Source organism: Fibrobacter sp. UWB4 (assembly GCF_002210345.1).
Lineage (GTDB): Bacteria > Fibrobacterota > Fibrobacteria > Fibrobacterales > Fibrobacteraceae > Fibrobacter.
Genome location: NZ_MWQI01000009.1, coordinates 104,165 through 130,381, shown reverse-complemented (window position 1 = coordinate 130,381; position 26,217 = coordinate 104,165). Strand labels below are relative to the sequence as shown.

24 protein-coding genes are annotated in these 26,217 nt (G+C 50.4%); 7 read left to right on the top strand and 17 right to left on the bottom strand.

The features are described 5' to 3' along the window. The first annotated feature begins 24 nt into the window (after window positions 1-24). The 3 genes from B7990_RS12815 to B7990_RS12805 are packed head-to-tail and all read left to right on the top strand — an operon-like array spanning window position 25 to window position 1,593. Window positions 25-570, top strand: coding sequence for an RNA polymerase sigma factor (locus B7990_RS12815; RefSeq protein ID WP_088641311.1), 546 nt, complete (start codon window positions 25-27; stop codon window positions 568-570). Further along, window positions 563-910 carry a hypothetical protein gene (locus tag B7990_RS12810; protein WP_088641310.1) on the top strand — a complete coding sequence of 116 codons (348 nt, stop codon included), beginning with the start codon at window positions 563-565 and terminating at the stop codon, window positions 908-910. The genes B7990_RS12815 and B7990_RS12810 overlap by 8 nt, the downstream gene beginning before the upstream one ends. Then, the gene (locus B7990_RS12805; RefSeq protein WP_088641309.1) at window positions 910-1,593 is read left to right on the top strand and encodes a Spy/CpxP family protein refolding chaperone; all 684 of its coding nucleotides are present in this window, start codon (window positions 910-912) and stop codon (window positions 1,591-1,593) included. The genes B7990_RS12810 and B7990_RS12805 overlap by 1 nt, the downstream gene beginning before the upstream one ends. A gap of 328 nt (window positions 1,594-1,921) precedes the next feature. On the opposite strand, the gene B7990_RS12800 is transcribed toward B7990_RS12805, so the two are convergent. The 3 genes from B7990_RS12800 to B7990_RS12790 form a co-directional block, all read right to left on the bottom strand. Beyond that, complete coding sequence (locus tag B7990_RS12800) at window positions 1,922-2,152, bottom strand: hypothetical protein (RefSeq protein ID WP_088641308.1); 231 nt, start codon at window positions 2,150-2,152, stop codon at window positions 1,922-1,924. A 235-nt stretch (window positions 2,153-2,387) separates the two neighbouring features. Then, the gene (locus B7990_RS12795) at window positions 2,388-3,788 is read right to left on the bottom strand and encodes a DNA methylase (protein WP_088641307.1); all 1,401 of its coding nucleotides are present in this window, start codon (window positions 3,786-3,788) and stop codon (window positions 2,388-2,390) included. Between the two features lie 37 nt (window positions 3,789-3,825). Further along, window positions 3,826-5,199, bottom strand: a complete 1,374-nt coding sequence (locus B7990_RS12790; RefSeq protein ID WP_088641306.1) for a diguanylate cyclase — start codon at window positions 5,197-5,199, stop codon at window positions 3,826-3,828. A gap of 195 nt (window positions 5,200-5,394) precedes the next feature. On the opposite strand from B7990_RS12790, the gene B7990_RS12785 reads away from it, so the two are divergent. After that, complete coding sequence (locus B7990_RS12785; protein ID WP_141099287.1) at window positions 5,395-5,733, top strand: hypothetical protein; 339 nt, start codon at window positions 5,395-5,397, stop codon at window positions 5,731-5,733. Between the two features lie 6 nt (window positions 5,734-5,739). Here the strand turns inward: B7990_RS12785 and B7990_RS12780 are convergent, their stop codons facing one another. The 6 genes from B7990_RS12780 to B7990_RS12755 all read right to left on the bottom strand — a co-directional run bounded on the left by B7990_RS12780 (window position 5,740) and on the right by B7990_RS12755 (window position 12,943). Further along, a complete protein-coding gene (locus B7990_RS12780; protein WP_141099286.1) occupies window positions 5,740-6,516 on the bottom strand; it encodes a hypothetical protein in 777 nt (258 codons plus the stop codon). Then, window positions 6,516-7,250, bottom strand: coding sequence for a tetratricopeptide repeat protein (locus B7990_RS12775; RefSeq protein ID WP_088641303.1), 735 nt, complete (start codon window positions 7,248-7,250; stop codon window positions 6,516-6,518). The genes B7990_RS12780 and B7990_RS12775 overlap by 1 nt, the downstream gene beginning before the upstream one ends. Window positions 7,251-7,336: 86 nt before the next feature. Next, complete coding sequence (locus tag B7990_RS12770; RefSeq protein WP_088641302.1) at window positions 7,337-9,079, bottom strand: NPCBM/NEW2 domain-containing protein; 1,743 nt, start codon at window positions 9,077-9,079, stop codon at window positions 7,337-7,339. Window position 9,080: 1 nt separating this feature from the next. Beyond that, a complete protein-coding gene (locus B7990_RS12765; RefSeq protein ID WP_088641301.1) occupies window positions 9,081-10,772 on the bottom strand; it encodes a glycosyltransferase family 39 protein in 1,692 nt (563 codons plus the stop codon). 41 nt (window positions 10,773-10,813) lie between these two features. Continuing rightward, window positions 10,814-12,460, bottom strand: coding sequence for an NAD(P)/FAD-dependent oxidoreductase (locus B7990_RS12760; protein ID WP_088641300.1), 1,647 nt, complete (start codon window positions 12,458-12,460; stop codon window positions 10,814-10,816). A 30-nt stretch (window positions 12,461-12,490) separates the two neighbouring features. Then, window positions 12,491-12,943 carry a GtrA family protein gene (locus tag B7990_RS12755; RefSeq protein ID WP_254917529.1) on the bottom strand — a complete coding sequence of 151 codons (453 nt, stop codon included), beginning with the start codon at window positions 12,941-12,943 and terminating at the stop codon, window positions 12,491-12,493. A 504-nt stretch (window positions 12,944-13,447) separates the two neighbouring features. On the opposite strand from B7990_RS12755, the gene B7990_RS12750 reads away from it, so the two are divergent. Then, window positions 13,448-14,533 (top strand): acyltransferase, encoded by a 1,086-nt coding sequence (locus B7990_RS12750; RefSeq protein ID WP_176407328.1) that lies wholly within the window; start codon window positions 13,448-13,450, stop codon window positions 14,531-14,533. Here the strand turns inward: B7990_RS12750 and B7990_RS12745 are convergent. Next, window positions 14,505-15,788: a M18 family aminopeptidase gene (locus tag B7990_RS12745; protein ID WP_088641298.1), complete on the bottom strand. Its 1,284-nt coding sequence runs from the start codon at window positions 15,786-15,788 to the stop codon at window positions 14,505-14,507. The genes B7990_RS12750 and B7990_RS12745 overlap by 29 nt on opposite strands. Before the next feature lie 66 nt (window positions 15,789-15,854). Here B7990_RS12745 and B7990_RS12740 point away from each other — a divergent pair, with 66 nt between their 5' ends. Both B7990_RS12740 and B7990_RS12735 read left to right on the top strand, forming a co-directional pair. Then, window positions 15,855-16,865 (top strand): MlaD family protein, encoded by a 1,011-nt coding sequence (locus B7990_RS12740; protein WP_088641297.1) that lies wholly within the window; start codon window positions 15,855-15,857, stop codon window positions 16,863-16,865. Beyond that, window positions 16,859-17,635 carry a hypothetical protein gene (locus B7990_RS12735; RefSeq protein ID WP_088641296.1) on the top strand — a complete coding sequence of 259 codons (777 nt, stop codon included), beginning with the start codon at window positions 16,859-16,861 and terminating at the stop codon, window positions 17,633-17,635. Before B7990_RS12740 ends, B7990_RS12735 begins: the two co-directional genes overlap by 7 nt. 139 nt (window positions 17,636-17,774) lie before the next feature. Here B7990_RS12735 and B7990_RS12730 read toward each other — a convergent pair whose 3' ends face one another. The 7 genes from B7990_RS12730 to B7990_RS12700 form a co-directional block, all read right to left on the bottom strand. Next, window positions 17,775-18,602, bottom strand: a complete 828-nt coding sequence (locus tag B7990_RS12730; protein ID WP_141099284.1) for a hypothetical protein — start codon at window positions 18,600-18,602, stop codon at window positions 17,775-17,777. Between the two features lie 122 nt (window positions 18,603-18,724). Beyond that, window positions 18,725-19,612, bottom strand: coding sequence for an orotidine-5'-phosphate decarboxylase (gene pyrF, locus B7990_RS12725; protein WP_088641294.1), 888 nt, complete (start codon window positions 19,610-19,612; stop codon window positions 18,725-18,727). Further along, window positions 19,612-20,859, bottom strand: a complete 1,248-nt coding sequence (locus tag B7990_RS12720; protein WP_088641293.1) for an RNA methyltransferase — start codon at window positions 20,857-20,859, stop codon at window positions 19,612-19,614. Before B7990_RS12720 ends, pyrF begins: the two co-directional genes overlap by 1 nt. After that, window positions 20,856-22,724 (bottom strand): 1-deoxy-D-xylulose-5-phosphate synthase, encoded by a 1,869-nt coding sequence (dxs, locus tag B7990_RS12715; RefSeq protein WP_088641292.1) that lies wholly within the window; start codon window positions 22,722-22,724, stop codon window positions 20,856-20,858. Before dxs ends, B7990_RS12720 begins: the two co-directional genes overlap by 4 nt. Then, window positions 22,725-23,612 (bottom strand): polyprenyl synthetase family protein, encoded by an 888-nt coding sequence (locus tag B7990_RS12710; RefSeq protein ID WP_088641332.1) that lies wholly within the window; start codon window positions 23,610-23,612, stop codon window positions 22,725-22,727. A 46-nt stretch (window positions 23,613-23,658) separates the two neighbouring features. Then, window positions 23,659-25,287 carry a carboxypeptidase-like regulatory domain-containing protein gene (locus B7990_RS12705; RefSeq protein WP_088641291.1) on the bottom strand — a complete coding sequence of 543 codons (1,629 nt, stop codon included), beginning with the start codon at window positions 25,285-25,287 and terminating at the stop codon, window positions 23,659-23,661. Beyond that, complete coding sequence (locus tag B7990_RS12700) at window positions 25,284-26,120, bottom strand: TIGR02147 family protein (protein WP_088641290.1); 837 nt, start codon at window positions 26,118-26,120, stop codon at window positions 25,284-25,286. The genes B7990_RS12705 and B7990_RS12700 overlap by 4 nt, the downstream gene beginning before the upstream one ends. Window positions 26,121-26,217 lie beyond the last annotated feature (97 nt).

The window sequence follows — 26,217 nt, the reverse complement described above, 5'->3', positions numbered from 1 at the left end:
TCCCCACGCATCAAAAGTAACGAAATGGACGAAAAAGTCATCATAAAGAAGATTCAACAAGGATGTCGTGAAGCGCTTGGAGTGCTGTGGAAAAGTCATAGCACAAACGTGCTGAACCTTGCGTTCAGAATGCTCAAGAATCGCGACGAAGCTGAAGACGTCTTGATGGACATTTTCGTCTCCGTTCCAGGGAAAATCAAGAAGTTCCGCGGCGATAGCGCACTCAACACCTGGCTGTACCGCCTCACCGTGAACGAATGCCTCATGCGGCTGCGCTCCAAGAAGCGCCATGCCGAACTTGAAGAAGAGCACATCGATCTTGTGACCGTTTCCGCTCTCGGAAGCAAGCACGAGGAACAAGCCGATTACGACCCGGAACTCTTGGAATTTGGACTGTCAAAGCTCTCCGCCGAAACGCGAAGCATGCTCTGGCTCAAGGACGCCGAAGATCTTGGCATCAAGGACCTGTCCGAGATCTACAACATGCCCGAGGGCACCATCAAGGCAAGGCTCAGCCGAGCAAGAACAGTCGTCAAGAACTATTTACAGGAGAACCTGAACTATGCATGATAAAATCGATTTTTCAAGACTCGAAAGAATCGAACCCAGGAAAGGCTCCTGGGAAACCGTCTGCGCCAGACTCGATTCTTCTGAAAAAAGAAAGGTTCTTAACTTCATCCAGACACGCACCAAGTACGTGCTCGCCGCAAGCTTTATCGTTGCCGCATTTTTCACCACCTTCATGACGATTACGTCTAATACAATCAATTCCGAGGGTGTTCTCATGACAAATGTCGCCTCTAGCGAGCTTGCATCGTGGTACGGGAACCTCGGCGAAAAGAGCGACGACGAACTCGAGAATTTGGATACCTACACATCCATCAGCTATTTATTACAGGAGACTAAATAATGAACGCATCCACAAAAACTTTCTTCGCAAGCATCATCATTCTTGCTTGCTCTCTCGGATTTGCCATTGGAGCCTTCTGCTTTGCAGACCGAAGCTTTGGCGCATCTTGCTGCTCCAGGCAGTCAACATGCATTCCATCGCATAACCAATGCACCTGCGGCTGCGAAAACCACGGCGATTGCGACAAGAACGACTGCGCCTGCAGCTGCTGCAAGCGCGGCGGCATGCATCACGGCAAGCACCACGGTGAATTCCATGGAGAACGCTTCCATGACAGAGATTTCCGCGATGGCCGCCCTGAAGGTCCGCGCGAACACTTCAAAGAAGGCAAGCATTTCGACAAGAAGTTCGACTTCAAGAAAGGCCCCGGCCCAGAATTCATGGATTCCATTCTCCAGGTCACGCACGAACAAAGAGCCGCCCTCGACCAGCAGCGCATTGTAATGGACTCTACATTCAAAGCCCTCCGCAAGCAGAAGAAAGATGCAGAAAAGGCTTTGCACGAAGCGCTCGACAGCAATGACGAAAAGAAGATTGCCGCAGCTAAGGCCGGCATTCTCAAGGCTCAGGAAGCATTGCTCGACCACAGAATTAATGGCGTAAAGAATTTCAACAAGATCCTTACCAAGGAACAGCTCGAAAAATTCAAGAGCTTCCACAAGGATCACCGCAATAAGCCCTAGAATTTTATTTTCATGATTCCTTGATAAACAAGCCTCCGGTCACCCGACCGGAGACTTTCTGTTTTTACAAACGATTCATAATCAACCGCATTTGTCTTTTCACGTCATTCTGAGGGGCCTGCCCCGAAGATACGAGAGCAAGGCGAATGAAGCAAGTTGCTTGCAAACCTATTTGACGCTTTGCGTCACATCTTGAACTCAGAAATAGTCAAATAAATTTGACTGCTTCATTCGTTTTTCGATGTTTTCTGAGCCGAAGCCTCGGACGCAAAGCGTCAATCCAGTAATATCTTGTAATACTAAAAATTGACTGGATCCTTCACTTCGTTCAGGATGACGAAAGAATACCATCTACATCTTCCCACATATTTTCATCGCGCGAGGCATCCAGATGCTGTTCCGCAGTCTCGGCGATTTTTTCATTGTGGCCGCGCAGCGCCGCAAACGGACTGAAAATTTTTGCACGATTCGCAATGGACATTCTTGGATGTTTCATCAAGAAGTTCCAGTCATCCCGCGGGTACGGCAAATCAATTATGTCTTTATAGTTATCAGTCATAATACAGAAGTTAGTGGTTAGTAAAAAGTATGCAGTGGTTAGGATTGTTTTAGACGAGAGACGAGTGACGAAAGACGAGAGAAAAATAGTCAGGCATCATCGCCTCTAAAACATTCTTTAGTCTCTGGACAAGTCCCAAATGCTGGGCTCAGTTATAGGTCTGTAAGCAGCCCTGCAACAATCGCCCTTTGCATTTGTCGTCTGTAGGCTCGTAGAGCCGTTCTTTCGTCTAATATCATGCCTTATGTCCTCCGATTTGCTGGTTGCGCTCGCGGGTGGTCGCACCCTCCTGCATGTCCATCCCCTTGAAAATAGCGTTCTTGCCAAAGCGCTTCTTGATAGCAATTTGCGCCTGCATCATCTTCTTTTCGCGTTCAATCTTCTTCACATCCGTGAAGAGATCGTAGCTCTCTTGCGTTGCTTCCAAAACGTTATTCGCCGTGAGGTTCAAGCGCTTCACCGTAAGCGACGGATTCATGATGCGGTCCGCAAGTTTCATCACCGCTTCCGCAATTGTCGATGCCGACGAAGTGTAATTCATGAGCGGGGCAGTCCCATGCGCTGGTTTCGGGATTTCTCGCCCGTAATTATCGATAACCGTTTCGCCGTGATAAATTCCCTTGTCCACATTTTCGCGGTCATAGCCCACATGGAGCGTAAGGCCGTTCGTGACCAAGCCTTTCTCGACAAGGTCGAGCGCAAGCGTATCCACCATTTCGCGGATAACAATTTTTGCTTTAGCGCAATCGTACGCACAACTTAACACCTGTCCACCGCCAATGCTATGCGTCTTGGATTTATACCGCTTGATTTCTGCAATACCGCACGGTTCATAGCCCCACGCATGGTCAATCAGGATTTCAGCATTCACGCCAAACATCTTGTACAGCGCATCGGGATGCTTGACGCTTGCACGAGCGAGATCGCCCATCGTAAAAACACCACGCCCGTTATTCAAGTAACAATGAGCAAGGCGCTCCGCAATGCCACGCCCCAGCTGCCAAAAGCTCGTAATCGGCCGATGGCCCCATAGTTCCTTGCGGTACGTCATCTCGTCGAGTTCAGCAATGCGTACACCATCTGCATCAGGAGCCACATGCTTTGCCATCACATCCATCGCGATTTTGCAAAGGTAAAGGTTCGTCCCGATGCCCGCCGTCGCCGTGATGCCCGTCGTTTCAAGCACATCGCGAATCATGTCTTTTGCAAGTTCCCGCGCCGACTTCTTGTACATCGAAAGATAATGCGTCAAGTCGATAAAGCATTCGTCAATAGAATAGACATGGATATCGTCAGCACTCACGTATTTCAGATAAACGTTAAAAACGCGGGTGGAATATTCTACATACTTCGCCATTTGCGGAGGTGCCACAATGTACTCTACATCCTTGCCCGTTTGGCGCTTGACTTCACGCACTTTCTGGATAACTTCGAACAAGCGTGCTCGCCCAGGAATCCCGTAAGCCTTAAGGCTTGGACTCACCGCAAGGCAAATCGTCTTTTCGGTACGGCTCGCATCCGCCACCACAAGATTCGTCGAAAGCGGGTCAAGCCCGCGGAGTACGCACTCCACAGATGCAAAAAACGACTTCAAGTCGATGGCAACATAAGTACGTGTTTCGCGCGGCAATCTCATACGTCAAAATATAGAAATTACTGCACAAAAAGACACTCTACCGATATTTCAATTCCGGGTGAGCTTCGTAGTATCCGTTCTTAAAGGCATACATGCGTTCGTCAGCAAGGCGCATGGCCTTGCGAATATCCTTCTTGCCATAGCACACGCCAATCGAGAAGCGGACATTTTCCGTCTTGCCCGACAAGAAATGCACACGGGCCACACGGTCCTGCACTTCATCTTCGCTAATCTCGTTCACGAGAATCATAAACTCGTCACCGCCCGCGCGGTACACCACACCATCCTGGAATACGCTCTGCAAAATTGAAGCCGCCGCGCGAAGCATCTTGTCACCAGCGGCATGACCTTGTTCGTCATTCACGCGCTTAAGCCCGTTCAAGTCCGCAAAAAGCACCGCCTGCGGCACAGGCTCCTTGCCCTCCACAATGCAGTCCACGCGGTTATTCATCTCGTTACGGTTCCTGACTCCCGTCAAAGAATCGATCGTACTCAGAATTTCAAGACGGTTCAAAAGCAGATAGTTCGCAATCTCTGAAGCCAAAAAGAACGTCGTGAGTTCAAGCATTTCCTTTATTTTTAGCACATTCGAGACATCGAAATTCAGCACCCACATATAGCCCAGAAGATCCTTGCCATGACGAAGCGGGAAAAGCACAAGGCTCGAAATATTCGCTTCATCAAGCGAAGCCCCCCAAACAGGATTCCGCTTGCGCAAATTTTCCATATCATGTTCATCTTTTACGATGATGCAAGTGCTGCCGTCCAACATTTCTGACCATGTTTCCGTTATTTCATAGAAGCCTTCAAGATAGTGATCCATCGGCACGGCATCGGCCCCTTCACGGAGCGCATCAGAAAACACAGTGCAACTGCGCTTTTCCTCATCGGTCAACAAAATGCAGCAATGCCCGGAACCGCAAATATCACAAATGTCTTCTGCGACCTCCTGGAACGCCTTCTTAACATCATCCGAGCCGCGCAACTTGATACAAGCCTTGAGCACATCGGCAGCGATATCCGCAGAGATATCCGCCATTGCCGAAGAATCCGCCTTGGGCGCCACTTCATAACAATAAAGGCAATACCCAACATTTTCCTGGTCGGAATCCAACGGAAGGAGGAACATGTTGAGCCAGAGGTCCATCATGTAAAGGTCCACGTAAGCATGCAGAGGCTTCCCATCATGTACGCAGCGGTAACAATGATCTTCAAAATTCGGGTTCTTCGGGAAGCACGCCTCATACGGGCATCCAGGCTCAAACGGATGATTCAGCCCTGCCATGTCGTCGCAATGCGCCTTGTTGCCTGCAACCACACGAATATTCCCATATGTTCCATCTGGGAAAAATTCAACAGAAACAACGCAAGCCTTTGCCTTATAGTGCGACAAAAGATTATCAAAATCCATTTTTTAACTCCCCACGTTTTTTAGGCAGGTTATATCAATATATATCTTTTTTGCCGAAAATGGATAAAAAAAGGCACTTTATACACCTCAAAAACGAGCTTTATGCATAAAAAACTCATTCCACACACAACATCAGGCTTTCCTCCGAGAACTTTTCACCCATAAAGTAACAACAGAAAATATTATATTCCGTGCATGAAATTTTTGGTCGCCATAATTTTGAGTATTTCGCTATTGACCGCAGAGAGCTTTGCGACGGTCTCATTACACCCGCCAATGGTTTATGCCGAAAAAGAAGACCGATCAATGGCCGCTACCGAAGAAGTCGTAGAATCGACCGACGGGATGATTTATTTGGCACGTTTCTTTTCGGTCCAGCTTTTTCTTAGCGGAATAGTGGTCTCAGCTTTTGCAACAGCAATCCTTGGAACTGACGATGAATCCGGCTACGACAAATCTGGAGCCAGAATCGGCCTTGCCGCTGGTATCGGGTTGACAGTCTTGGGCGGTTTCTGCATTTACTGGTCTTTCTAGCAAGCCTTACCAATCCTTAGCCGGACGGACTTGGCCGCGGATGGGTTTCCAGGGCTTGCGTTCGCCGTTCTGTTCGTCAAAATCCTTGAGGAGCTGGGCGGCCTCTTCGGGAGACATTTCACCAGGTTGAAGCGGCTGTTGTTCTGGTTCACCGCCGTTACTGTCGCTGGAATTGCCTTCGGACTGTTCAGGCTGTTGCTGCTCTCCGGCACCGCCATTGCTATCGGAACTGTTAGCACCCTGGCTGCTGCTAGACTGACCGTTCTGACCTTGATTCTGTTGATCCTGGTTCTGGTCATTCTGGGCACTAGAAGAACTCTGGTCGCCATTCTGATTCTGGTTCTGATCCTGGTTCTGCTGATCTTTATTCTGGTCTTGGTTCTGCTTGTCCTGATTCTGATCCTGATTATTTTGGTCTTGATTCTGGTCGTTCTTAGGATCGTTCTTCTTATTTTCGTTCTTTTGCTCGTCCTTCGCCTCGTGAATGCGGTCGAGGAGCATCTGCAATTTCTGATCGTTCGGGTAGTATTGCAAGCCTTCGTTGCAAGTGATTTCTGCAGTCGGCAAGCGGTTTTCAATGTACTGGAACGCAGCATCGCCATAGTAGGCAGAAGCCGATTTCGGAGCCGCGAATGCTGAAATTGCACAAACCAATACAAAACCCAAAGCTACAGAGATCCTTCGACTCCGCCTAACGGCTCCGCTCAGGATGACACCATTCTCTCGTCTCTCGTCAAGGTTGGTGAGCCTGTCGAACCACGTCTTTCGTCTCAGCATAGCCATTAGATCACCTCCAGGTCGTTGTCGGTGTTGCTGGCGTCAATCTTCGTCTTGGGCTTACGGCCGGCCTTGATTTCGATGACGTCGTCAATGCGCTGCACGTGACCGCTCAACTGGCTTGCGGTTTCATCTTCGGCAATCAGGTTCTCGAGCATCTGTTTGCCTTCGGCGTACTTGCCATCCTTGCAGAGCTGGAGCGCACGAGCCAGGACCTGCTTTGCTTTATCGCTCAGCGGAGGTTGTTTCTGGTCGTTCTGATCCTGGTTCTGGTCCTTGTTTTCTTTTTGCTTGTCGAGTTCTTCTTTCAGCTTGCGCTGGACAATTTCGACGTTTTTCTTGGCGTTTTCGAAATCGTTATCGAGGTCAATCGCCTTTTTCAGATAAGCGACCGATTCACGCCAGGCCGCAATGCGGGCACTCGGCTCTTGAGCCTTCTCGCCCACGCGGAAATGCGTATTTGCCAAGTTGTACGCCGCCTTCGCGGCCATATTCTTGTCCGGCATGCGCACGGCGCTTTCGAGTTCCTTCTTGGCTTCTTCAAAATTGCCAAGCTTGTACTGGCATGTTCCAATGTTGTAGAACAAAAGCGGATTTGCGGGTTCCGCTTCGCGGGCCTTCATGTACATTTCGAGCGCACCGGCATAATCGCCAGCGGCAAAGAGCTTATTGCCATCGTTGATGGGCCGCGCCCAAAGCGATACAGAAAAAATCAGGAAAGCAGTCCAAAAAAATCGCATTTCACGCCTTCATTACAGGTATTACGCCATAAAAATTCAATCAACGCAAAGAATATACAAAAAGAACCGATAAAAAGGCAACGGGCTTATCTCAATTTGATATATCCGTTCAGCCAGTCCGTATGGTCGCAGCTATTGGAGCCATCCGGGTCGGTTTCGAGTTCAAGCTTGGAGGCGCCTTGCAAGGGAATTTGCACAAGCGCAACGTCGCCACGTCCACGCATAAGGCCGCTTCGCCATACTTCTTTTTCATCCACGTTGATAATAAATATAGCGCTACCATCATCACGGCATTCCGCATCGATTCCTGCGCCCACGAACAACGTATCCGCATTCTCGGGAAGTTCCATAAGAATTTTTGACGCAGCATGGGCCCCAATACCGAACTTGTAGATTCTGTTTCCAGCAACAAGGTCATGAAAATCCACGGATTTATTTATTTGCGGACTCTTATAGCTCTGTTCCGTCTTAATCCAGTTCAAGCTCGTCAAGAGGACAATATTATCGCCTTTGGGCGGAAGAACCGGGCGGCTGCGATAAGCAAGGATTCCACCTTCAATCAGAACAACAACCGACAGCATTACATAAGGCAGCCAGGACGGCAAGGAAACCCGGCTAGCAGCATTCACAACTGCATTTGCCCATTTCGGAGCCGCAATTACCAAAAGCGAAATGACCAAAGCCGCACACGCCATTACAGAAATGATCATCCAAACATCCGATCCCCGGAACGAATTGATCATGTTCACATTCAGCGCAGAGACAAGCGAAATGAGCAAGCACGGAATTCCACCACGGCGCAAGTCAAGTACAAACCAGCAAAGAGCCATCGGAACCGCATAGGTCAGATAGCGTTCATGCATGCCCGGGAGCAGCACAAAGAACGCAAGGCCATTCAAAGCGGCAAGGGCAAACGCTGTTCGCAAATTCTTGCACAGGATTGACTTGACCAAAGTAAAAACAGAAATAATGACAAAAAGGATTTTTCCTAAAACAATCGGTTTCAACAAGAAGCCAAGGCCATCGGCACTGACGCCCCAGATCGGAACATTATCGGGCGCAACATTTCCAACGAGGAGAAACCACATATTCGCAGCATTGTAAGTGGCGTATGCATACTGGCTCATCGTCTGGATATAGGCCCTAGAAAGCATCGGCTGCAAGTTTCCGCCGACAACAAAAGGCAAGAGCACCAAGGCGGCCCCAGCAACAGCAAGCGGGAGGCCCTTCCAGGAAGTTTTCCAGTTGCGAATAAACAAGCCACCGAAAATCGGCAAGAACGCAATCATCTGGAACTTTGACAACAGCGCAAGCACATACAGCATCGAAGCAAGGAAGATATAGCGCGGACGGTACACGCAATAGATCGCAAGAGCAGCGATTAGCACCGGGAACAGATCCACCTGACCCCAGACAGGCCCATCCAGCAGCAATGCCGGATTCAGCGCCACAAAGGCAATCAGCAGGTGTTTTTTCCATTGCGGATAGTTAAACCTACCCACAAGGCGGCAAAGCCAATCGACAAGGAAAAGGTGTGCAAAGAAAACCGGCCAAAGGCAAATGAACTTCAAGAAAAATGTCTTACCGACAGCAACTCCAAACAAGGAATGGACTTTTGCAACAACCCAAAGCCACAGGACATAAAGCGGCGGATAGTTTCCAGAAAAACCGCCAAAGCCACGGTCCATCAGCTGCTGCACCCAGCCAGCCCAGTAGCCCTGATCCCCATCATAGGCCGAACCGGCAGTACAGACCATATTCGCAAGCAAACAAATGATTCCCCAAAAGAGGAATAGCTTCAAGTTGTTTCGGTATTTGTACATGAACATGCTATAAACTCATCATTAAAATGGAACTGCAAACAACAAAAACCAAAGTAACCATCCAGCCACACACTTTCAATTTGCGCGAGACGCCATCACCACAAAAGCCATAACCCACCCAAGGCAGGCAGCTCAAAAGAACCGGCACAATGTAGCGGAAATCATTGCTACAAGAGAACGGATATTTCAGGCGAAGGGCAATCATCGCGGCAAAGAAAAGGAACGCCTGTGCAGCGATAACCACCTGCACCTTGTCCCATCTGGATTTCCAGAATCCGCGAAGGCCAAAGCCCAGAAGGGCCACAAAGCATGCGCTTACGATCGATGCAAGCCAAAGGCCCTTTGGCGATTCGAGCAACTTGAATTCGCCAAACAGGGACGTCTTTGCAAGGTAATTCCAGAAAAACTGGCGTCCAAGTTCATCGTGCCACGGGTCCGTATAAGGCTGCGTCAAGAATGTGCGCAAATCAAAGAACAGGAAGTTCCCGGGATTGTTGCGAACAAGTACCGAATTGTCATTACCGCCAGCATTCCCCACGACATCGTGCGTCAACGCCACACATGCCACCGCAACAGAAGCCGCAACAAAGAGACCTGCGGCAACACGTTCCGAGCGGCTCCACGTACGCGGATTCTTGAAAAGCTGAAGCAAGGCCGTAATCCCAAGAACCCCAAAAGTCACGACTGCAGTCGATTTCGTCCAATACGCAATAAAGGAAGCGGCGACAGCGACGATGAAATACTTTCCGAATCCCGTGCGAATATACTTAAGGCAGCCCCACAAGGCAACAGCATGCATCGCATAAAAGAGTATATCGTTTCCAAGCCTCGGCGAAGCAAGAATAAAGCTTGGCCACGCGCTCCACAACAGAGCCGCAGCAAAAAGAGGCGCCCCTTCCAGTATATTCCTGAGGCAGGCAAGTCCAAATCCAAGTGCCACAAGCGATATGAGCAAGTCAAACCACTTGACGGCATTTTGCGGGGCACATTGCACCAGGTTCGCCATCTTCCAGACGCCAGCGCTCAAGACAAAATACACCGGCGGATGATAGCAGGTCCAGCATTCATTCGACGAAGGGATTCGATTCTGCTCCGCGATAATCTTCATATAATGCACATGCCCGCCAACATCGTGACCGCGCTGGTCATAAAATGTCTCTTGACCATAACCCACGCGCAGCAGAAGCCCGATAAAGAAAATTACAAGCAAGCTGCGCTTGATGTTGAAACGCGATCCCACCGAGAAAATCAAGGTTCCAAGCAGCACAAAGAACATTACCGTGAAAAATCCAAGCATGAACCCGCCGCCATTGATGACCGCCGTAAGGCCGCCCAGGCCGCCGCCATTCCGCAAAGACATCCTGACATGGAAATAAGAAACGTCCTTGCCAAGGTTCTTCACTATTTCAGCCTTGTCGAGCACAAATCCCCGATTCCAGCTGCAATAGCCAGGATAACTTTCAACCGGGAATTTAACGCCGTTGACGACAAGTTCTATAACGCAGTCATCTGGATGGATGTTCAAGTAAAAGTCACTTGCAAAGCCTGCGGAAACATCCATGTCAATGGAAAAATTCTCCCCTGACGCCATCGGAATGCTGACCGGCAAGGCGGTTTCCAAATCGGTCCCGTTCCTATGCAGTACAACATTCTTGATTTCGGGATTGAACGCATACGACATGAGGACAAAAAGCGCCATCCCCAAAATCAGGGGCAGATCCCGTCTAACGAATTTCCGCATTACTTTTTACCTTCGTGGTATTCTTCTTCGCTGTTCACATTCCAAAGGGCAGTCTTGTCGGTACTATTCTCACGAATGCATTTCACAACTTCCATGGCGGCAAGCATGCTATGGTCCATGTTGTTGTACTTGTGCATGCCATTGCGCCCCATGAGGAACAAGTTTTCGATCGGGTCCACGTAGTCACGCACCTTGCCGAATTCACCGTAAGTCCCAAAGTAAGCGGGGTAAGCCTTCTTGATGTGAAATACAACAGAATCGCGCACAGATTCAGGTTTTGCAACGTCAATCTTATCCAGTTCCGCAATGGCGAACTTGATGAAGTCTGCATCGGGCATGCGCCACATTTCATCACCTTCGGTCGCAAAATATTCAAGGCCAATCCAGACCTTTTCGGGGTCTGCGACCAGGTACGGGCTCCAGTTGTTGAAAATCTGGATGCGGCCAAGCTTCACGTCGGATTCCTGCACGTAAATCCAGTTGTCGGCAACGAACTTGAGCTTGCTTTCAGGTGTGCCAGGCTTCGCCGGATTCTTGATTTCAAGCTTATCCAGAAGCAGGCCGACAGTAATAAAATCACGGTACACCAGGCCATCGGAAACGCGGCGAACTTCCGCAGGCACAGGATTCTTTTCGCTGTCCATTGCGGCAACAAGTTCCTTCACCGGCATGGTCGAGAGGAAATAATCGCAAGGAACGGATTCCGTCACGATATCGCCACCTGCGTTACGGCTTTCGACAACGACGCTTTCAACAGTCTTGCCCTGGGCATCGCGATTCACGCCTACGACTTTGGAGTTCATGCGGATTTCGCCACCGAGTTCCAGGACCTTTTCGGCGACCGTTTCCCAAAGCTGTCCCGGGCCAAATTTCGGGTAAAGAAACTGACCGATGAGGCTAGTCTCCGTATCCTTCTGGCGTATATCGGCACCGTTGGCATCCCCAGATTCGGCCTTTTTCTTGCCTGCAAAAATCTGCTTCACCGCATGAATTACAGTCTTCGTAATCGAAAGGCCCTTGATGCGCTGACCGCCCCAGTCCGGGCTAATCTTGCTGCACGGTACGCCCCACACCTTCTCGGTATAGTCGCGGAAGAACGTGCGGTAAAGTTCCACGCCAAAGCGGTTGATCATAAAATCTTCGAGACTTTTTTCTTTGCGCGCAGGCAGTAGCTGCACCTTGAGGTAGCTGAGGCCGATTTTCATCATGCGCCAGAGTCCGAGATTGCGGATCGTGTCGCCATTCAGGCTTACCGGATAATCAAACAACTTGCGCAAGAAAAGAATTCGGGAAAGGCGGCTGCGGCAAAGCATCACGTAGTCCGTCTGCTCAGGATCAGGGCCACCCTCTACAAGCGGAACCGAACGACCAATCGCTATATCATCCTTGCTCGCAGATCCTTGCAGCGGGAGAATCCCCTGCCACCAGTCCATTACTGTATCGCTCTTGCTAAAAAAGCGGTGGCCACCAATATCCATACGGTTGCCGTTGTAACGCGCCGTCCGCGAAATACCGCCAACAACATCTTCCGCTTCAAAAATCACAGGTTTTACATCTGTCGTACGCAAAAGTTCAAGCGCCGCAGTCAAACCCGCAGGGCCAGCACCAGCAATTACAGCAATTTTCGTAAAATTACGTTCTGTCATTATTTTATCCTTCCTACAATCCTAAAACTTTTAAACGGCTTTCCGTTCTCGGAAAAGCACCATCTTTCGGGCTCCAAAATTCCACACCAAAACCAAGATGGCTGCTACAATTTTCGATTTCATCTCATTTGCATCCAGCATCCCCACCATCAAGAGCATCAGCAATTCATTGATTCCAACTCCAATAATTCCAACTATCGCAAATACACCAAATTCAACAGTTTTTCGGTCTTCAAGAACACGTTTGCATTCCGAAAAGACCCAAGCCACGCTCATGACGTAATTGATGACAAGCCCAGCAACCAGTCCAACCAAATTTGCGACCAAGTAATGCCAATTCAGCTCGTAAAGGCAAAAAGCATATAGCAAGAAATCGACCACAAAGGCAAACCCGCCCGTCACCAAGTATCGCACGAACTGTCCAATCAAGGACGAACGCGGCATTTTTTTCCAGAGTTGTTCAATAAATGTTTCGTTTTGCATGGGTGCAATAATAACAATTGTTCTAAAACAAAGTTTCTAAGTCGCATTTGAAAGGCTGCAATACAGTACTTTCATCAATCAACAGAGCAAGATCTTAATTATTCAGGCTCAATTTTTTAGAGTACCTCCCTCGCTCATGTTTATTTTTATTTACATATAAATCAAGCAACAATCACAAACAAGTTCTTACACGTAAAGTATCATTTTACACAAATAATTAAAGCATTTAAGATAATTTGTTATTAAATTTATAAACACAGCAAAACAACATGAAAACATTCAGACTTTTGCATCAAAAGAGGCAAAAACAACCAAGTCTTTAAATTCTATCAAAAATGTCCCAGGACATTGATTTGAAAGATCAGCAACTTACAAACTCCACACTCAATGCCAGGACATTCCGTCTTGGCATTTCCGTTGATATACGCGGAAACAATCAAACGGATTCATGCATTTCTCGGGAAAAGTCTATATTTTCACAAGTTACCTCTACAAAGATCCGCCATGAAGCCCAAAAGAATTGAATACATCGATGTCGCAAAATTTTTAGCCATGATCTTGGTCGTATTCGCGCATGGGACCAAAGAAAGTAACTTTGTCGCGTTTGCATTCGCGTTCCACCTGCCGGTGTTCTTTATCCTGAACGGAATGACGCTGAGGATTGAAAATCAGAAATTTGGCGATTTTCTCACGACAAAGCTTAGGCGTTACATCATCCCGATGTTCGGACTTGGAATTTTGTGCGTCCTAGCGGATCTGTTCGTCAAATGGTTTCTGAACAACCCCATCCCGGACCATTTTTTGCTTATCGGCATCGCAAATGTCATCAATCAAATTCGATTGTTCGCCATCTGGTTCTTGCCGGCATTGTTTTTCACGGATATCATACTTTTCGGTTTTCACCACCTAGCCAAAGGCAAGCTTGCAATCATGGGAGTCTTGTCGCTTTTGCTTCTTGGCGTCGGGATTTTATTCAACCAGTTTCACAATGTCCCTTTAGTCTGGAATTTTGACGCTGCACTTTTCGGAACGGTTTTCACATACCTAGGATTTGCGTTCCGCCACCAGAAACTTTCAGGGCTGTATAATTTCTTGACAAAGGTGCGGCTGCGGGCACTGATCATAGGAGTCGCGTTAATGACAGCGACTTACTTTATCAGCCAGTACAGTTACGGGTTAAGCCACAGGCATCTCGAAATGTTCCATCGCGTGTACATTCCGTATTACATCACGCTTCCAAACGCAATTATCGGTTCTTTAGGATTTATTCTCATCTGCCGAGGAATCACAAATCCGATTTTGGCAAAACCGGTCGAGATGAATCTCGCACTCCTGGCATTCCACCAGATACTTGCATTCCCCATCTTTAGGGTCAAGATCTGTCCAGAATGGTGGGCAAGCGTTAGCAAGCTGCCCGCAAACGACCTGAAATACACTCTGTTCACCAGCGCGTTGACTTTGTTCTCTGTAGCGCTGATCGCAGTCATTTACCTAGCCATAAAGTATTCCCCGCTAAGCGCCATTGTAAACCAGCCATTAGCGGGGTTCTACCGCAGAAAAGTTAGCGGTAAAGAGTTTCCACAAGCTTAATCATGTCAGCATGGTCGTTTGCGGCCATCATCTCGCGAATGCTGTGCATGCTGAGCATAGGTTCGCCGATATCGACCGTCGGGATTCCGAGACTTGCAGAAACCGTCGGACCGACTGTACTGCCGCATGGCATGTCGTTTCGCATGATGAACACCTGAAGCGGGATTCCCGCATGCTCACAAAGCAGGCGAAGTTGCGCTGAACTCATCAAATCGCTTGCGTAGCGTTTTTGTGAGTTTGTCTTAAGTACAACGCCCTTGCCCAACAGCGGCGCGTGATTCGGCTCGTGTTTTTCCGTGTGGTTTGGGTGCTCGGCATGTGCCATGTCGATGGAGAGAGCGATACTAGACGAGAGACGAGAGGCGAGAGACGAGTGCGACTCGTCATTCTGAGCGGAGCGGAGCGAAGTCAAAGAATCCAACACGCACTTCAAGAAGTTGCCGGCGGCACCTTCGCGAGTGGTAGAGCCAACCTCTTCGTTATTGAAGAAACAGGCGACAAGGCAATCGTTTTCGGCCGGCTTCGCACCCACAATAGCTTCGGCAATGGCATGGCAGCTGCTCAAGTTGTCGAGCCTGCCCGAATAAACCCATTCGTCATTAAAGCCACCGCGATTTGCAGGCTGCGCATCAAACAGCTGCACGTCAAAGTCAATCAGCCGTGCTCCCGCAGGGAGTTCCTTTTCAAGCGATGCTACAAACAAGTTCTTGCGTTTTTCAGAAGAGTTACTTTCCGGAGCGCCCGCCCACAGCGCATTAAAATCAACTTGCGGATTAACCTTAAGGCCATCCTGATTCACGCCACGGTTCAGGTGAACCGCCAACTGCGGAATCCTGAAAAGCTTTTCCCCGCGGAACAGTTTCGTCTTGAGCGTCGAGCTGCCAGCATCCACGTACGCAAGCATCCCCGCATAGCCAAGGTCGCGGTCAAGCCAGCTCGTGAAAAGCGGAGAACCGTAGACCTCCGTATGGAGCGTACACACGCCCGCATTTACGCCATCCGGATTCGGCGAGATCCTGAGCGCAGGGAAGTCCGTATGCGCAAGCGCAATCCTAAATCGAGACGATTCACCCCACACCTTCGGCGTACGAAACGCAATGATAGAAGCCCCTCGGCACACGAAATAGGCCCTTGCGGGTTCAAAATTTGCGACCAGCCCGGCTTCTGTAAAAGAATTAGCCTTAAAAAACGACTTCAAAGCGTCTACAGTATGGTACGGCGTCACGGCAGTATTCAAAAATTCAAAAAAATCCATATTTCCTCGAAAAAAAACAATTAAATTCAATTTGACAATATAATCTATTTATATTTCACGAAAGCAATGGCATTTCAAAAGATAAAACAGATTAACTGGATGGAGATGTCCGGCCTTTTGGTCGGCGTTATTAGCACTGTCGCCATCATGATTTTTTCGCTAGTGCTTTACCACTACCTTTACGACAAAACCAACGGCATCATCAAGGAAGAATACAAGCTTTACAGTACATTCGAAAAGGCGCTGGGCCTTAAAAAAGGAACGAACGTACAAATTAGCGGTGTCGATGTCGGGCGCGTAACCAATGTGTCTATCAAACAGGATGCTACGGGAGCCATATCCGATAGCGCACTCATGGAATTCACCATCGAGAAGAAATACCAGAAACTCATCACCGACAGCGCGAAAGCTTTTGCCATCCGAGACCAGAACCTGATTTCGGCCCGTGTCATCAATATCGACATCAAGAAAAATAAAGGCCGCGTACTAGAAGACAGAGATACCCTATCGGCAGGCAAGGCCCAGGATATCGAAACCGTCATTGAAACGGCAAACGAACTTTTGGGCCGCGTGAACCGCCTCGTGGACGCCGCCGACGAACTCGTGACAATGGCTCTTGATACAGGCACAACCATGGGTGCATTGTTCGGGTCCCGCGCCCTATACGACAACCTGAACCGCCAGCTTTACCGACTTGACGAAATCACGTACCTCGGCAAGAATGTGCTGAAGAAGACATCATTCCTGCTTGATACGATGAAGACCGACGTTCCGACGCTCATCAGCCGTGCAAACGAAGTCACAAACAACGTAGGCAATTTGCTCGAAGACTTCAAGCCGCTGCCTGGCCAGGTCACCTCGCTCTTGAACTCCATGGATTCTACCGTCGGACGAGTCGATAACCTTGTCACCGATTTCGGCACAGTCACGACCGGCCTTCAAGACTTCATGAACACAACAGAAAACACATTGCAGAGTGCCGACGACTTGATTAACGGCATGTCCAAAATGTGGCTTTTCAGAAGCAATATTCCAAAGCATGATTCCGTTCCCTTTGTCGTGGAGACGCTATGGTAACGAGATCTCTGAAAATCGCCCTTTGCATAGCGCTTAGCGGGATTTCTGCATTTGCCTCAGAATCGGCAACGCTCGCCGCCCGCGCACAGAAGTCGTTTAAGGCAGGCAAATTCGCCAAAGGGTACTCGCAGCTGGAAAGAGCCCTTGTTGCAAGCCGCAAAGAAGCGGACGTACGATCCGAAGGTCGCATATTCATCGCCATGGGCCAAGTCCGCACCATGAGCCTGGACTTCGAGCTTGCAGATTCATTACTGAATTACGTACAAGCCGAAGGATTGGACCGTTCGACAAAAATCATGCTCGTCAAGGCAAAGACAGCCTTGAAAAATGCAAGCGAAAAGTACAGCGAAGCGGTTTCGCTTTGCGAGAGCGTTAACGAAGATGAACTGGACAAACTCGCCGACGAGTTGCAAGGATCTTTCTATTCGGAATGCGCAATCGCTTACGCAGGTGTGCGCAACGAAAAGAAGGCCAAACAGGCCCTCAAGATGGTTGATAAGCGCCTCGATGACGACACGGGAATCTACTACTGGACCGACGCCCGCCTGACCGACATGCTGAACCTGGGCGATGCAGACAAGATCTACCGCAAGGCGGAATCCGAATCAGTCAAGTCGAATACGCCCTATACAACCGCAAACATTCTCTACCACCGCGGCAAATACTTAAGCAAGTCCAGCCCCTCGGAATCACGCAAGCTACTCGACCGCTGCAAAACAGCATTCGAGCTGATGGGACTGCCCAACAACACTAAACGCTGCGCAGAATAATTCGAAATTATATTACGAGATTTGACTGGATTGGGCTAAAGCCCCAACTCCTTGGCTCGGTTATGACAACGCAAGCGTTGTCGCAACTCTCGCCTTCTGAGTTGTCTTCGCTTTGCTCAGGGTGACAATAAAGCGAGCATTAATGTGCCGCAGTAGCTGTAGAATCTGCGGCACTTACTTTAGTTGTATCAGCAGGTTCTTCGACTTTTTTCATGGCGAGGAGGCGGTTGTAAACGACAACCGGCGGGATGCGTCCCTCAAGCATACCATCAACAAGATATTTGACTTTCTGGTAATTCTCGTCCTTGTCGTAATCGGCAATCAAGCCCTTGTAACCGAGAAGCTTGAGGATTTTCGCATAAAAGCTTGCACGGAATTTCTTGAAACGCGGCTGCATCACGTCGTTCAGGATGGTTTCAAGCGCAGTCTCGGTCTGCATGGAGTCAAGTTCAAAGCTGCGGTAAATCGTGCGGATGTGATCAGGAATCGTCGTATCCGGGCTATCGAAATACTTGCGCATCACGTTAGCGGCTTCGGTCTTGTTGGGGAACGGGCCACGAGCAAGGCGGAGTGCATAGTAAAGCGAAAGGCGCCAGTTCTCGGGATAAACGCGAGTCGCACGGCGGAGTACCGAGAAGTCCGAAGTATCGGGAGCATCTACGGGCGTCACGCCACCGACAAAATAATACGGCGTGTAGAATAGCGAATCGAGGCTCGTCGAGAGTTCGGCGACATGACCAAGATACGCATATTCCCTGCCGGTGAGGTAGCTTTCACCGAGTTCGGTGAGACCCTTGATCCAGAAGAGTCCCGCTACCGATGCATCATGCCCTGCAGCTACATAGCGAACAGACGAAGCCTTCGGCAAGAAGGATTCATCAAAGTTCGTGCCAGGAAGCGGCTTCGCGTAATGGAACGCAAGCGCGATCACCGCAACGGCAACTATGAAGCTAAGGATATAACGCATAAACATCTCATCACGTCATTCTGAGCGAAGTGCGAAGCACGTAGTCGAAGAATCCATCAAGTAAAGCCCTGGATCCTTCCCCTATCGCTACGCTCCAGGGTCAGGATGACGTCTTAGAAGAATTAAAGCAGGCAAGCCTCTGCGAGCTTTTCAAGTGCATCGACGCAATCGTTCGCGTAATTTGCCGGCGTATCGTTACGCTGCCAAGCAAAGTTCAGGCCACTGCTCGAGTTGAGTACGTGGAACTTGCGCTTGCCGCCACCGTTTTGGATAGCCTTGAGAACAGTCTTAGCATCGCCGCCCTGACCGCCCGGTACGCCCGGAATGGACACGCCCGGAATGAGGAACGGGATTTCGTGTTTGTGAGCAACGGTGTAAGCCGTAATCTTCTCAAGTTCTTCCGGGTGGGTTGCACCGACAACGGCACCGAGGTAACCCTTGTCAGCATCCCATTCCATAATCTTGTCCGCTACGGAATAGAACGCTTCGGCAACGTCGCGCGGATCGTCACTGCGAGTAACAGGCAAATCCTGGAAGTCGTGAGCACCCTTGTTGCTTGTGCGGAGGAGCACGTAGGCACCGTTTTCGCTATCTTCGCGAATGAACGGACCGACGGAATCGGCACCCATCCACGGAGAGACGGTCACGGCGTCTGCACGGTAAACATCATAAGCGGCGTTTGCGTAGGCGGCACTGGACTTACCAATGTCACCGCGCTTTGCATCCAAGATAACCGGGATGCCAGCACTTCTGTAATCGGCAATGAGCTGCTGCAACACAAGCATCGCTTGCACACTCACGCATTCGTAATAAGCGCTGTTCGGCTTTACGACGGCCGGCTGCACGTTACGCTTGAGGCAGCATTCCAAAATGTCGGAATAGAAGCGCTTGATGCGGTCTTCGGGAGTGCCTTCGAGCGGAATGAGCTTGAGCACAGGGTCCATGCCCATGCACACCGGGTTACCGCACTTCGCAATACGCTGTTCAAGGCGATCGTAAAAGCACGTCATTACTTCAATTCCTCCTGAATCTGGGCGGCTTCGTAAGAGAGAATGCCATGTGCGACAGCCACATTCAGAGATTCAAGTTCACTGCTCATCGGAATCTTCACCGTTTCGTCGGCAAGTTCGATGAAGTACGGGTTCGTGCCGGCACCTTCGTTACCCACGAGGAAAGCCATCTTGCGGAGCTTGTGAGCCGGGATTTCGCGGAGGGACTGCTTAGCGTGCAAATCCGTTGCGATGATGGTATAGCCCTTGCTGCGCAAGAAGTTGATCTGATCCACGAGATCCACGTCGAATTCAAACGGAACGCGGAGGAACGTGCCCGAGGAACCGCGAACGACCTTCGGGTTGAACGGGCTCACGGTACCACGACCGAGAATCATGCCCGAAGAATTGAAACCGAGGCTCGTGCGGAAGAGCGTACCGAGGTTGCCCGGATCCTGCACGGCGTCCACAAGCGTAAGCACGCTGCGGCTTGTTTCATAGACCGGCTTCTTGCTTGCGATGTTGCAGTAAGCGATAATGCCCTGCGTCGTCATCGTCGAAGAGAGGCGCTTCATCTGGTCTTCGGTAAGAGTATGGAGCGTAATTTCGGCTTCGTTAATGGCTTCGATGAGTTCTTCATTTTCAAAACCTTCGACAACGTAAACAGAAATCACGAGTTCGCGGTGGTGCTTCACGAGTTCTTCAACAACGTGAACACCTTCGCCAAGGAACTTGCCTTCGCGTTCGCGACCCTTTTCGGTCGTGCAAGCGATGAGGCGCTTGAACCACGGCGGTGTAGAGCCCGCATCTTCAACGGCTTCAATCTGGGCAGCGCGTGCTTCGAGTGCGGCTTCGTCCAAGTTCTCGTCAATAGCTTCCTTCTGTTCCGGACGCTGGCGGTAAACCGGGGCGTTCATGGCACCGCGCGGTCCGCGGTTAAACGGCTTGTCGCCAAAGCGGCGCGGACGGCGGTCACGGTCAAAGCGGCCACCACCACGGCGTTCTTCACGGTTGAACGGACGGCCTTCGCGGTTTTCATCGCGGTTGTCGCGGTCGAAACGGCGTTCACCACGATCAAAGCGGCGTTCGCCGCGGTCACGGTCAAAACGACGGTCGCCACGATCCCCACGGAACGAGGGCTTGTCGCCAAAGGAACCGCGGTCATCGTCGTTACGGCGAGGGCGGCGTTCAGGAGCTTCGCTGACTCCAAATTTACGGTCAAGCGTGATTCTTACGGTACGCTTCGGTTTGTTTTCTTCTTCACTCATAGTTTTTCCATCAACTGTTTGGCGACGGATTCCCCGTCAATTTCTAAGATCTTGTAGAGAGCCTTGATCTCTCCCTGTTCAACGAACCTGTCCGGAAGACCAAACCGGTACAGTTTCTTGTCCGTATAGCCGAGGTCGGACAAAAGTTCCGCAATGGCTGAACCATAGCCACCCACCTTCGTATTGTCTTCGAGCGTCACAATGACATTGTGGCTATCAAACAGCGAACGGTAGCATTCCTGGTCGAGCGGCTTAATAAAACGGGCATCCACAAGCGTCGGGTTGTATCCGTTTTCACGAAGCACGGCGGCTGTTTTCTTGAGTTCATTTGTCATGAAGCCGGCACCCAGAAGGAGTATGCCGGAGCCCTTCTCAAGAATCTTGGGGCTTTTATAGTCGAACGGTCCTTCCGAGGGGACAAGCTCTGCAGCAAGTGCAGTGCCTCTCGGGTAGCGGATAGCCACGACACCTTCCATATCGATGGCGGCAGTCAACATGTCGCGCAGTTCATTTTCGTTGGAGGGTGCCAAAATGGTCATTCCGGGAACAGTCCGCAAGAACGACAAGTCAAAGGCGCCATGATGCGTCGGACCGTCTGCACCGACAAGGCCGGCACGGTCGAGCACAAGCACCACATGCAAGTTCTGGAGTGCAATGTCGTGGATAATCTGGTCGTAGGCGCGCTGCATGAACGACGAGTAAATCGCGACCACAGGCACAATGCCATCGCAAGCCATGCCCGCCGCAAACGTCACGGCATGCTCTTCAGCAATGCCCACGTCAATCACGCGGTCCGGGAGTTCCTTCGCGACGATATCCATGCCGCAGCCCGTAGGCATTGCAGCCGTGATACCCATGATGCGCTTGTCCTTGCGGGCAAGCTGCAAAAGCGTATTGCCAAACACGCTCGTGAGAGACGGGTTCGGATTGCCCGGAGCAAGCGGAAGCCCGCTTTCAGGGTCGAACGCACCGCAACCATGATACTTAGTCGGATTCTTTTCGGCAGCGTCAAAACCGCGGCCCTTTTCGGTCAGCACATGCACAAGGCACGGGCCCTGCTGCTGCTTGACGCGTTCAAGAATCATCACGAGTTCATCGATGTCGTGACCATCAATCGGACCAAAGTAGCGGATGCCCAAATCTTCAAAGAAGCGACCAGGCTTCACGGCGTTCTTCGCCGCATTCTCAACCTGCAAGAAGAGATCGCGGAAGCGGGAACCCAGAATGCCCGGCAAACGATTCATCAGGCGATCCAGGTCGGTACGCATCTTGTTGTAAACAGGGTCCGAAATCACGCGGTTCAGGTACTTGCTAAAGCCGCCGATATTCGGTGCGATACTCATCTTGTTATCGTTCAAGATGATGGTCATGTTCTGCTTGGAGGCGCCAACGTTATTGATCGCCTCGTAAGCCATACCGCCCGTCATGGAGCCATCCCCAATGACAGCGACCACGTTGTTTTTGCGGTTGAAATGGTCGCGGGCAACGGCAAAGCCAAGAGCCGCAGAAATAGACGTCGTGGCGTGGCCCGCCCCGAAGCAGTCGTAAACGCTTTCGTTCCTCTTGAGGAAGCCGGAAATGCCTCCCTGCTGGCGCAAGGTATCGAATCGGTCATAGCGGCCGGTCAATAGCTTGTGCACGTACGCCTGGTGCCCCACGTCCCACACGATCTTATCGTCGGGTGCGTTGAACACGTAGTGCAGCGCAAGAGTCAGTTCAACAACGCCAAGGCTCGATGCCAGGTGACCACCGTGCTTTGCCACTTGACCAATGATGGTCTCGCGGATCTGCGTGGCGAGGTGGTTCAGTTCCTCGACAGAACAGTGCTTCAAGTCCTGAGGCGACTTTACGTCTTTCAGTTCCATTTATTTCACTCGCGTGATGATGTATGCCGCTATAGAACGGAGGATGGAGGTATCACACTTGAGGCCGTCCAATGCCTTGATGGATTCCTCGTAGAGTTCCCTAGCGCGTTCCCTAGACTTTTCCAATCCAACGATGGACGGGTAAGTTGCCTTGCCCTTTTCGATGTCAGACCCGGCATCCTTGCCGAGTTCTTCGGTCGTAGAGACAATGTCCAGAATGTCATCCACAATCTGGAAGGCAAGCCCGATGGAGCGGCCATAGCTGCGGATGATTTCCATATCATTTTCGCTTGCATCAGCAAGCATTGCACCCACGAGAAGAGCGGCTTCGATGAGGGCAGCCGTCTTGTGGTAGTGAATGTAATCGACAATTTCGAGATCGACAGTCTTGCCTTCGCATTCGATGTCGGTCATTTCGCCACCGATCATGCCGTAAGTGCCGAGCAAGTGAGCAAGGACTTCGATGGCCTTTGCGTTACCGGTCTTGCCCATCATCTCGAAGGCGTGGATGCAGAGAGCGTCGCCCGCCATCACGGCAGTGGCTTCGCCAAACTTCTTGTGGCTCGTGAGCTTTCCACGGCGGTAGTCGTCGTTATCGACACACGGAAGGTCATCGTGGATAAGGCTGAACGTGTGGAGCATTTCGAGAGCGCTCGTTGCAAGCCAAATCTTGTCTCCCTTGCCGCCAAACATGTCGAACGTGGCCTTTGCAAGGCCCGGACGCAAGCGCTTGCCGCCTGCAAACATGGAATAGCGCATAGCCTCGTGCAAACGGCACGGACGGTCCTTTACTGGGGGGAGATGTTCATCAAACTTCGCCTCGGCATCCTTTGCGATGCGGGCGAGATATTCCTGAGCAATTTTTGCTTCTGATTCAATAGACTGCATGTGCACAAAGATACTTAATTCGAGGCGCACATAAAAGGGCTAAATTCTAGAAAAGAGCGCCATAGAGCACTATATCGTCCAGATAGAACTCTGTTCCATTTCTTACGAAGAAATGCAGCTGGCGGACATCGTCCTTGAGCGTATTCCATGCGATATAGCAGTTGCTTACATCCTGGGCGGTATAGCACAGGTCATCGAATTTCACGACGTAATGCGTCCACTTTTGCGAATTCAGGTCCTTCCATTCCGAGGCGGCCTTGAGCGAAAGCCCAGCAACTTCAGATTCACGGGTCCAGTTTTCAAGAGACACGCGAATCTGGCCCGAGCCCTTGGCATCGAACGAAATAGAATCGAGCGTGGAGAGGTTCCAACCTTCGTCGCGGAGGAACATGCCGGTCAAAACCCAAGCATAAATATTATTCGTTCCCACCAGGTTGTACTTTCCGTGGAACACCTTGGACTTGCGCTCGTTATCCGTATCGAACGACTTGGACAGAATCTTGGAGCCAACAGAATCCGTGCTAAAATACCAGTTTCCGGTATCCTTCACGTTTTCGAAGTCCTGCATCACGACATACGGATAGTCAAAGTCGGCAGAACCCTTCGAAGGGGCAATGCGCTTTGTTACATACAAGCTATCATTTCCATCGACAACATAAAATTCAAGCGTATCGTTTGCAGGTAGCATCGGAAGCGAGAACACGCCTTCTTCATTCGTCTTCGTCATCACATCAAGACCATACACGCCAACCCACGCAAATTTTTCGCCAGCATGGAGCGTGACACGGCTCATGTAGTTCGCCGTTTCCTGGAGCTTGACCGTATCAAGCGCTGCAATCTGCTTTGCAGTAAGAACCTTGGAGTACGCAAAGCCCGACTGCATCACCGTGAGGCGGTAATCGCCAGACTTCAACGAATCAATCACGAACACGCCATCCTTATCCGCATAGGCGTCCGCCTCGGCAACGACATTGCTCACATGCAAGGAATCGACACGGGCATCCGCCTTACGAATGGCGAGAGAGGCAAACGGAAGCGCCTTGCCATTAGCCGCCGCCACAATCTTAATCTTCCCGGAGAGCGTATCCTGCTTTTCCGGCTGAAGATCGATCATTTCCGTTTCATTCGGCTCAAGCTTTACAGACAAGTTATCATAAACTGTATTGTCGTCACCGCGCAAGAAATACACTTGCAACGAGTCGTTCGACGGCAGCTGCGAGAGCATAAAGTGTCCCGTCGAATCCGAACGCACAAGCACGTCCATGCCACGCACACCGACCCAGACAAATTCACAATCCTCCGGCATGCCGGCCAAGCCGCCAAGTGCGGCCGTCGGTTCAAGACTTACATCGCCCAAGGTCGTATCGCCCGAGTAAAGTCCAGTGTAGGCAGAACCGCCATACACAATCGTCAAGCGGTACTTGCCTTCCGGAGCCTCGAACGAGAAGTTACCGAGGGAATCCGCGTAGAAGTCCGCGTTCACAATTTCATTAGTAGCACTATCGGCCGTAGAAGTGTGATCGACACTCCTGACCGCCACACGTGCATAAGACGCCACAGCGCCATTGCCCAAGTAGGCAATGCCGTTCGTCGTTTCGCTGCCGGGGCCTCCTGCGACCTTATCCGAGCAGCTCCAAAGCATAAGAGCTGAAAATATGCAGGCTAGCCATTTCATTTTGACTTCTCCTGCAACTTCTTGATAAACGCCAACGGGAACAGCTGGACGTTGAGCTGGAATACCGTGTCGTCACCCGCGCCATCCTGCGACATGCGCAGCAAGTCCGAGCGGAACTCCTTGATTTTTTCGCGGATGAGCTGGATATCGTTCATGTTGAACGTCATGGTGACGGTGCTAATGTCGCGGAGAGGAGGCGCATGTCTTTCAAGCGATTCACCCGCTAGGCGAATCGTCTCCTTCTGGAATGTCCGAACCGCTTCGGATCTCCAGTTGCCACCTGTACTCACAAACATGTCATTCACTTTCCAGTACCCGTCTTTACCCTCAGAGATCATATTCAGGTCATGCAAAAGCTTAATGGCATCCTTAGCCTGCTCAACCGTGATTGCCGGAGTGCAACTTTCGGCAAGACCCTCATAATCATCTTTAAAATTACAAATACCGATTACGGAACGGATAGCGTTGTAGTACCAATGACGGTAAAATTCAAGCTCTTTTTTGGCAAGACGCTTCAAAGGGATGCCCTTTAGCGCCTGCATTTTTTCGTAATGGTTCAAAGCTTCCTGGTCGCTCTTGGCGCGACCGAAATAAACCAGCTCCGACCAGTAGGCGGCTTCCTTTTCATCCAGTTCGAAGAATTCCGCCATCGGCTTGATGAAGTTCACGGCAAGGTGGATCTTGCCCTGCGAAATGCGAAGAAGATTTCCTGGATCTGCACCGAGTTTCATTGCCATGTATCGCCAGGATATGACGGTCTTGCGCTTCTTGAAATCTTCAAAAGCATCCCTAATCCATTCGCGATAATCAGTGTATTCAAAAATCGGCTTCACAGAAAATCCTTACGTCAGACGGTTCCTCACGCACTATGCGAATAACATATTAAACCCAATCCTCATTCCTTCACAAGACAGTGCGGGCGGTCTGAAC

What these genes read in the sequence shown, in the direction of transcription:
- B7990_RS12770 (WP_088641302.1), bottom strand. Translation starts at nt 9,079, where the DNA reads ATGTTCATGTACAAATACCGAAACAACTTGAAGCTATTCCTCTTTTGG.
- B7990_RS12750 (WP_176407328.1), top strand. Translation starts at nt 13,448, where the DNA reads ATGAAGCCCAAAAGAATTGAATACATCGATGTCGCAAAATTTTTAGCC.
- B7990_RS12735 (WP_088641296.1), top strand. Translation starts at nt 16,859, where the DNA reads ATGGTAACGAGATCTCTGAAAATCGCCCTTTGCATAGCGCTTAGCGGG.
- B7990_RS12815 (WP_088641311.1), top strand. Translation starts at nt 25, where the DNA reads ATGGACGAAAAAGTCATCATAAAGAAGATTCAACAAGGATGTCGTGAA.
- B7990_RS12785 (WP_141099287.1), top strand. Translation starts at nt 5,395, where the DNA reads ATGAAATTTTTGGTCGCCATAATTTTGAGTATTTCGCTATTGACCGCA.
- dxs (WP_088641292.1), bottom strand. Translation starts at nt 22,724, where the DNA reads ATGGAACTGAAAGACGTAAAGTCGCCTCAGGACTTGAAGCACTGTTCT.
- B7990_RS12720 (WP_088641293.1), bottom strand. Translation starts at nt 20,859, where the DNA reads ATGAGTGAAGAAGAAAACAAACCGAAGCGTACCGTAAGAATCACGCTT.
- B7990_RS12810 (WP_088641310.1), top strand. Translation starts at nt 563, where the DNA reads ATGCATGATAAAATCGATTTTTCAAGACTCGAAAGAATCGAACCCAGG.
- B7990_RS12740 (WP_088641297.1), top strand. Translation starts at nt 15,855, where the DNA reads ATGGCATTTCAAAAGATAAAACAGATTAACTGGATGGAGATGTCCGGC.
- B7990_RS12755 (WP_254917529.1), bottom strand. Translation starts at nt 12,943, where the DNA reads ATGCAAAACGAAACATTTATTGAACAACTCTGGAAAAAAATGCCGCGT.
- B7990_RS12775 (WP_088641303.1), bottom strand. Translation starts at nt 7,250, where the DNA reads ATGCGATTTTTTTGGACTGCTTTCCTGATTTTTTCTGTATCGCTTTGG.
- B7990_RS12760 (WP_088641300.1), bottom strand. Translation starts at nt 12,460, where the DNA reads ATGACAGAACGTAATTTTACGAAAATTGCTGTAATTGCTGGTGCTGGC.
- B7990_RS12765 (WP_088641301.1), bottom strand. Translation starts at nt 10,772, where the DNA reads ATGGCGCTTTTTGTCCTCATGTCGTATGCGTTCAATCCCGAAATCAAG.
- B7990_RS12705 (WP_088641291.1), bottom strand. Translation starts at nt 25,287, where the DNA reads ATGAAATGGCTAGCCTGCATATTTTCAGCTCTTATGCTTTGGAGCTGC.
- B7990_RS12780 (WP_141099286.1), bottom strand. Translation starts at nt 6,516, where the DNA reads ATGGCTATGCTGAGACGAAAGACGTGGTTCGACAGGCTCACCAACCTT.
- B7990_RS12800 (WP_088641308.1), bottom strand. Translation starts at nt 2,152, where the DNA reads ATGACTGATAACTATAAAGACATAATTGATTTGCCGTACCCGCGGGAT.
- B7990_RS12790 (WP_088641306.1), bottom strand. Translation starts at nt 5,199, where the DNA reads ATGGATTTTGATAATCTTTTGTCGCACTATAAGGCAAAGGCTTGCGTT.
- B7990_RS12710 (WP_088641332.1), bottom strand. Translation starts at nt 23,612, where the DNA reads ATGCAGTCTATTGAATCAGAAGCAAAAATTGCTCAGGAATATCTCGCC.
- B7990_RS12730 (WP_141099284.1), bottom strand. Translation starts at nt 18,602, where the DNA reads ATGCGTTATATCCTTAGCTTCATAGTTGCCGTTGCGGTGATCGCGCTT.
- B7990_RS12805 (WP_088641309.1), top strand. Translation starts at nt 910, where the DNA reads ATGAACGCATCCACAAAAACTTTCTTCGCAAGCATCATCATTCTTGCT.
- pyrF (WP_088641294.1), bottom strand. Translation starts at nt 19,612, where the DNA reads ATGACGTGCTTTTACGATCGCCTTGAACAGCGTATTGCGAAGTGCGGT.
- B7990_RS12745 (WP_088641298.1), bottom strand. Translation starts at nt 15,788, where the DNA reads ATGGATTTTTTTGAATTTTTGAATACTGCCGTGACGCCGTACCATACT.
- B7990_RS12795 (WP_088641307.1), bottom strand. Translation starts at nt 3,788, where the DNA reads ATGAGATTGCCGCGCGAAACACGTACTTATGTTGCCATCGACTTGAAG.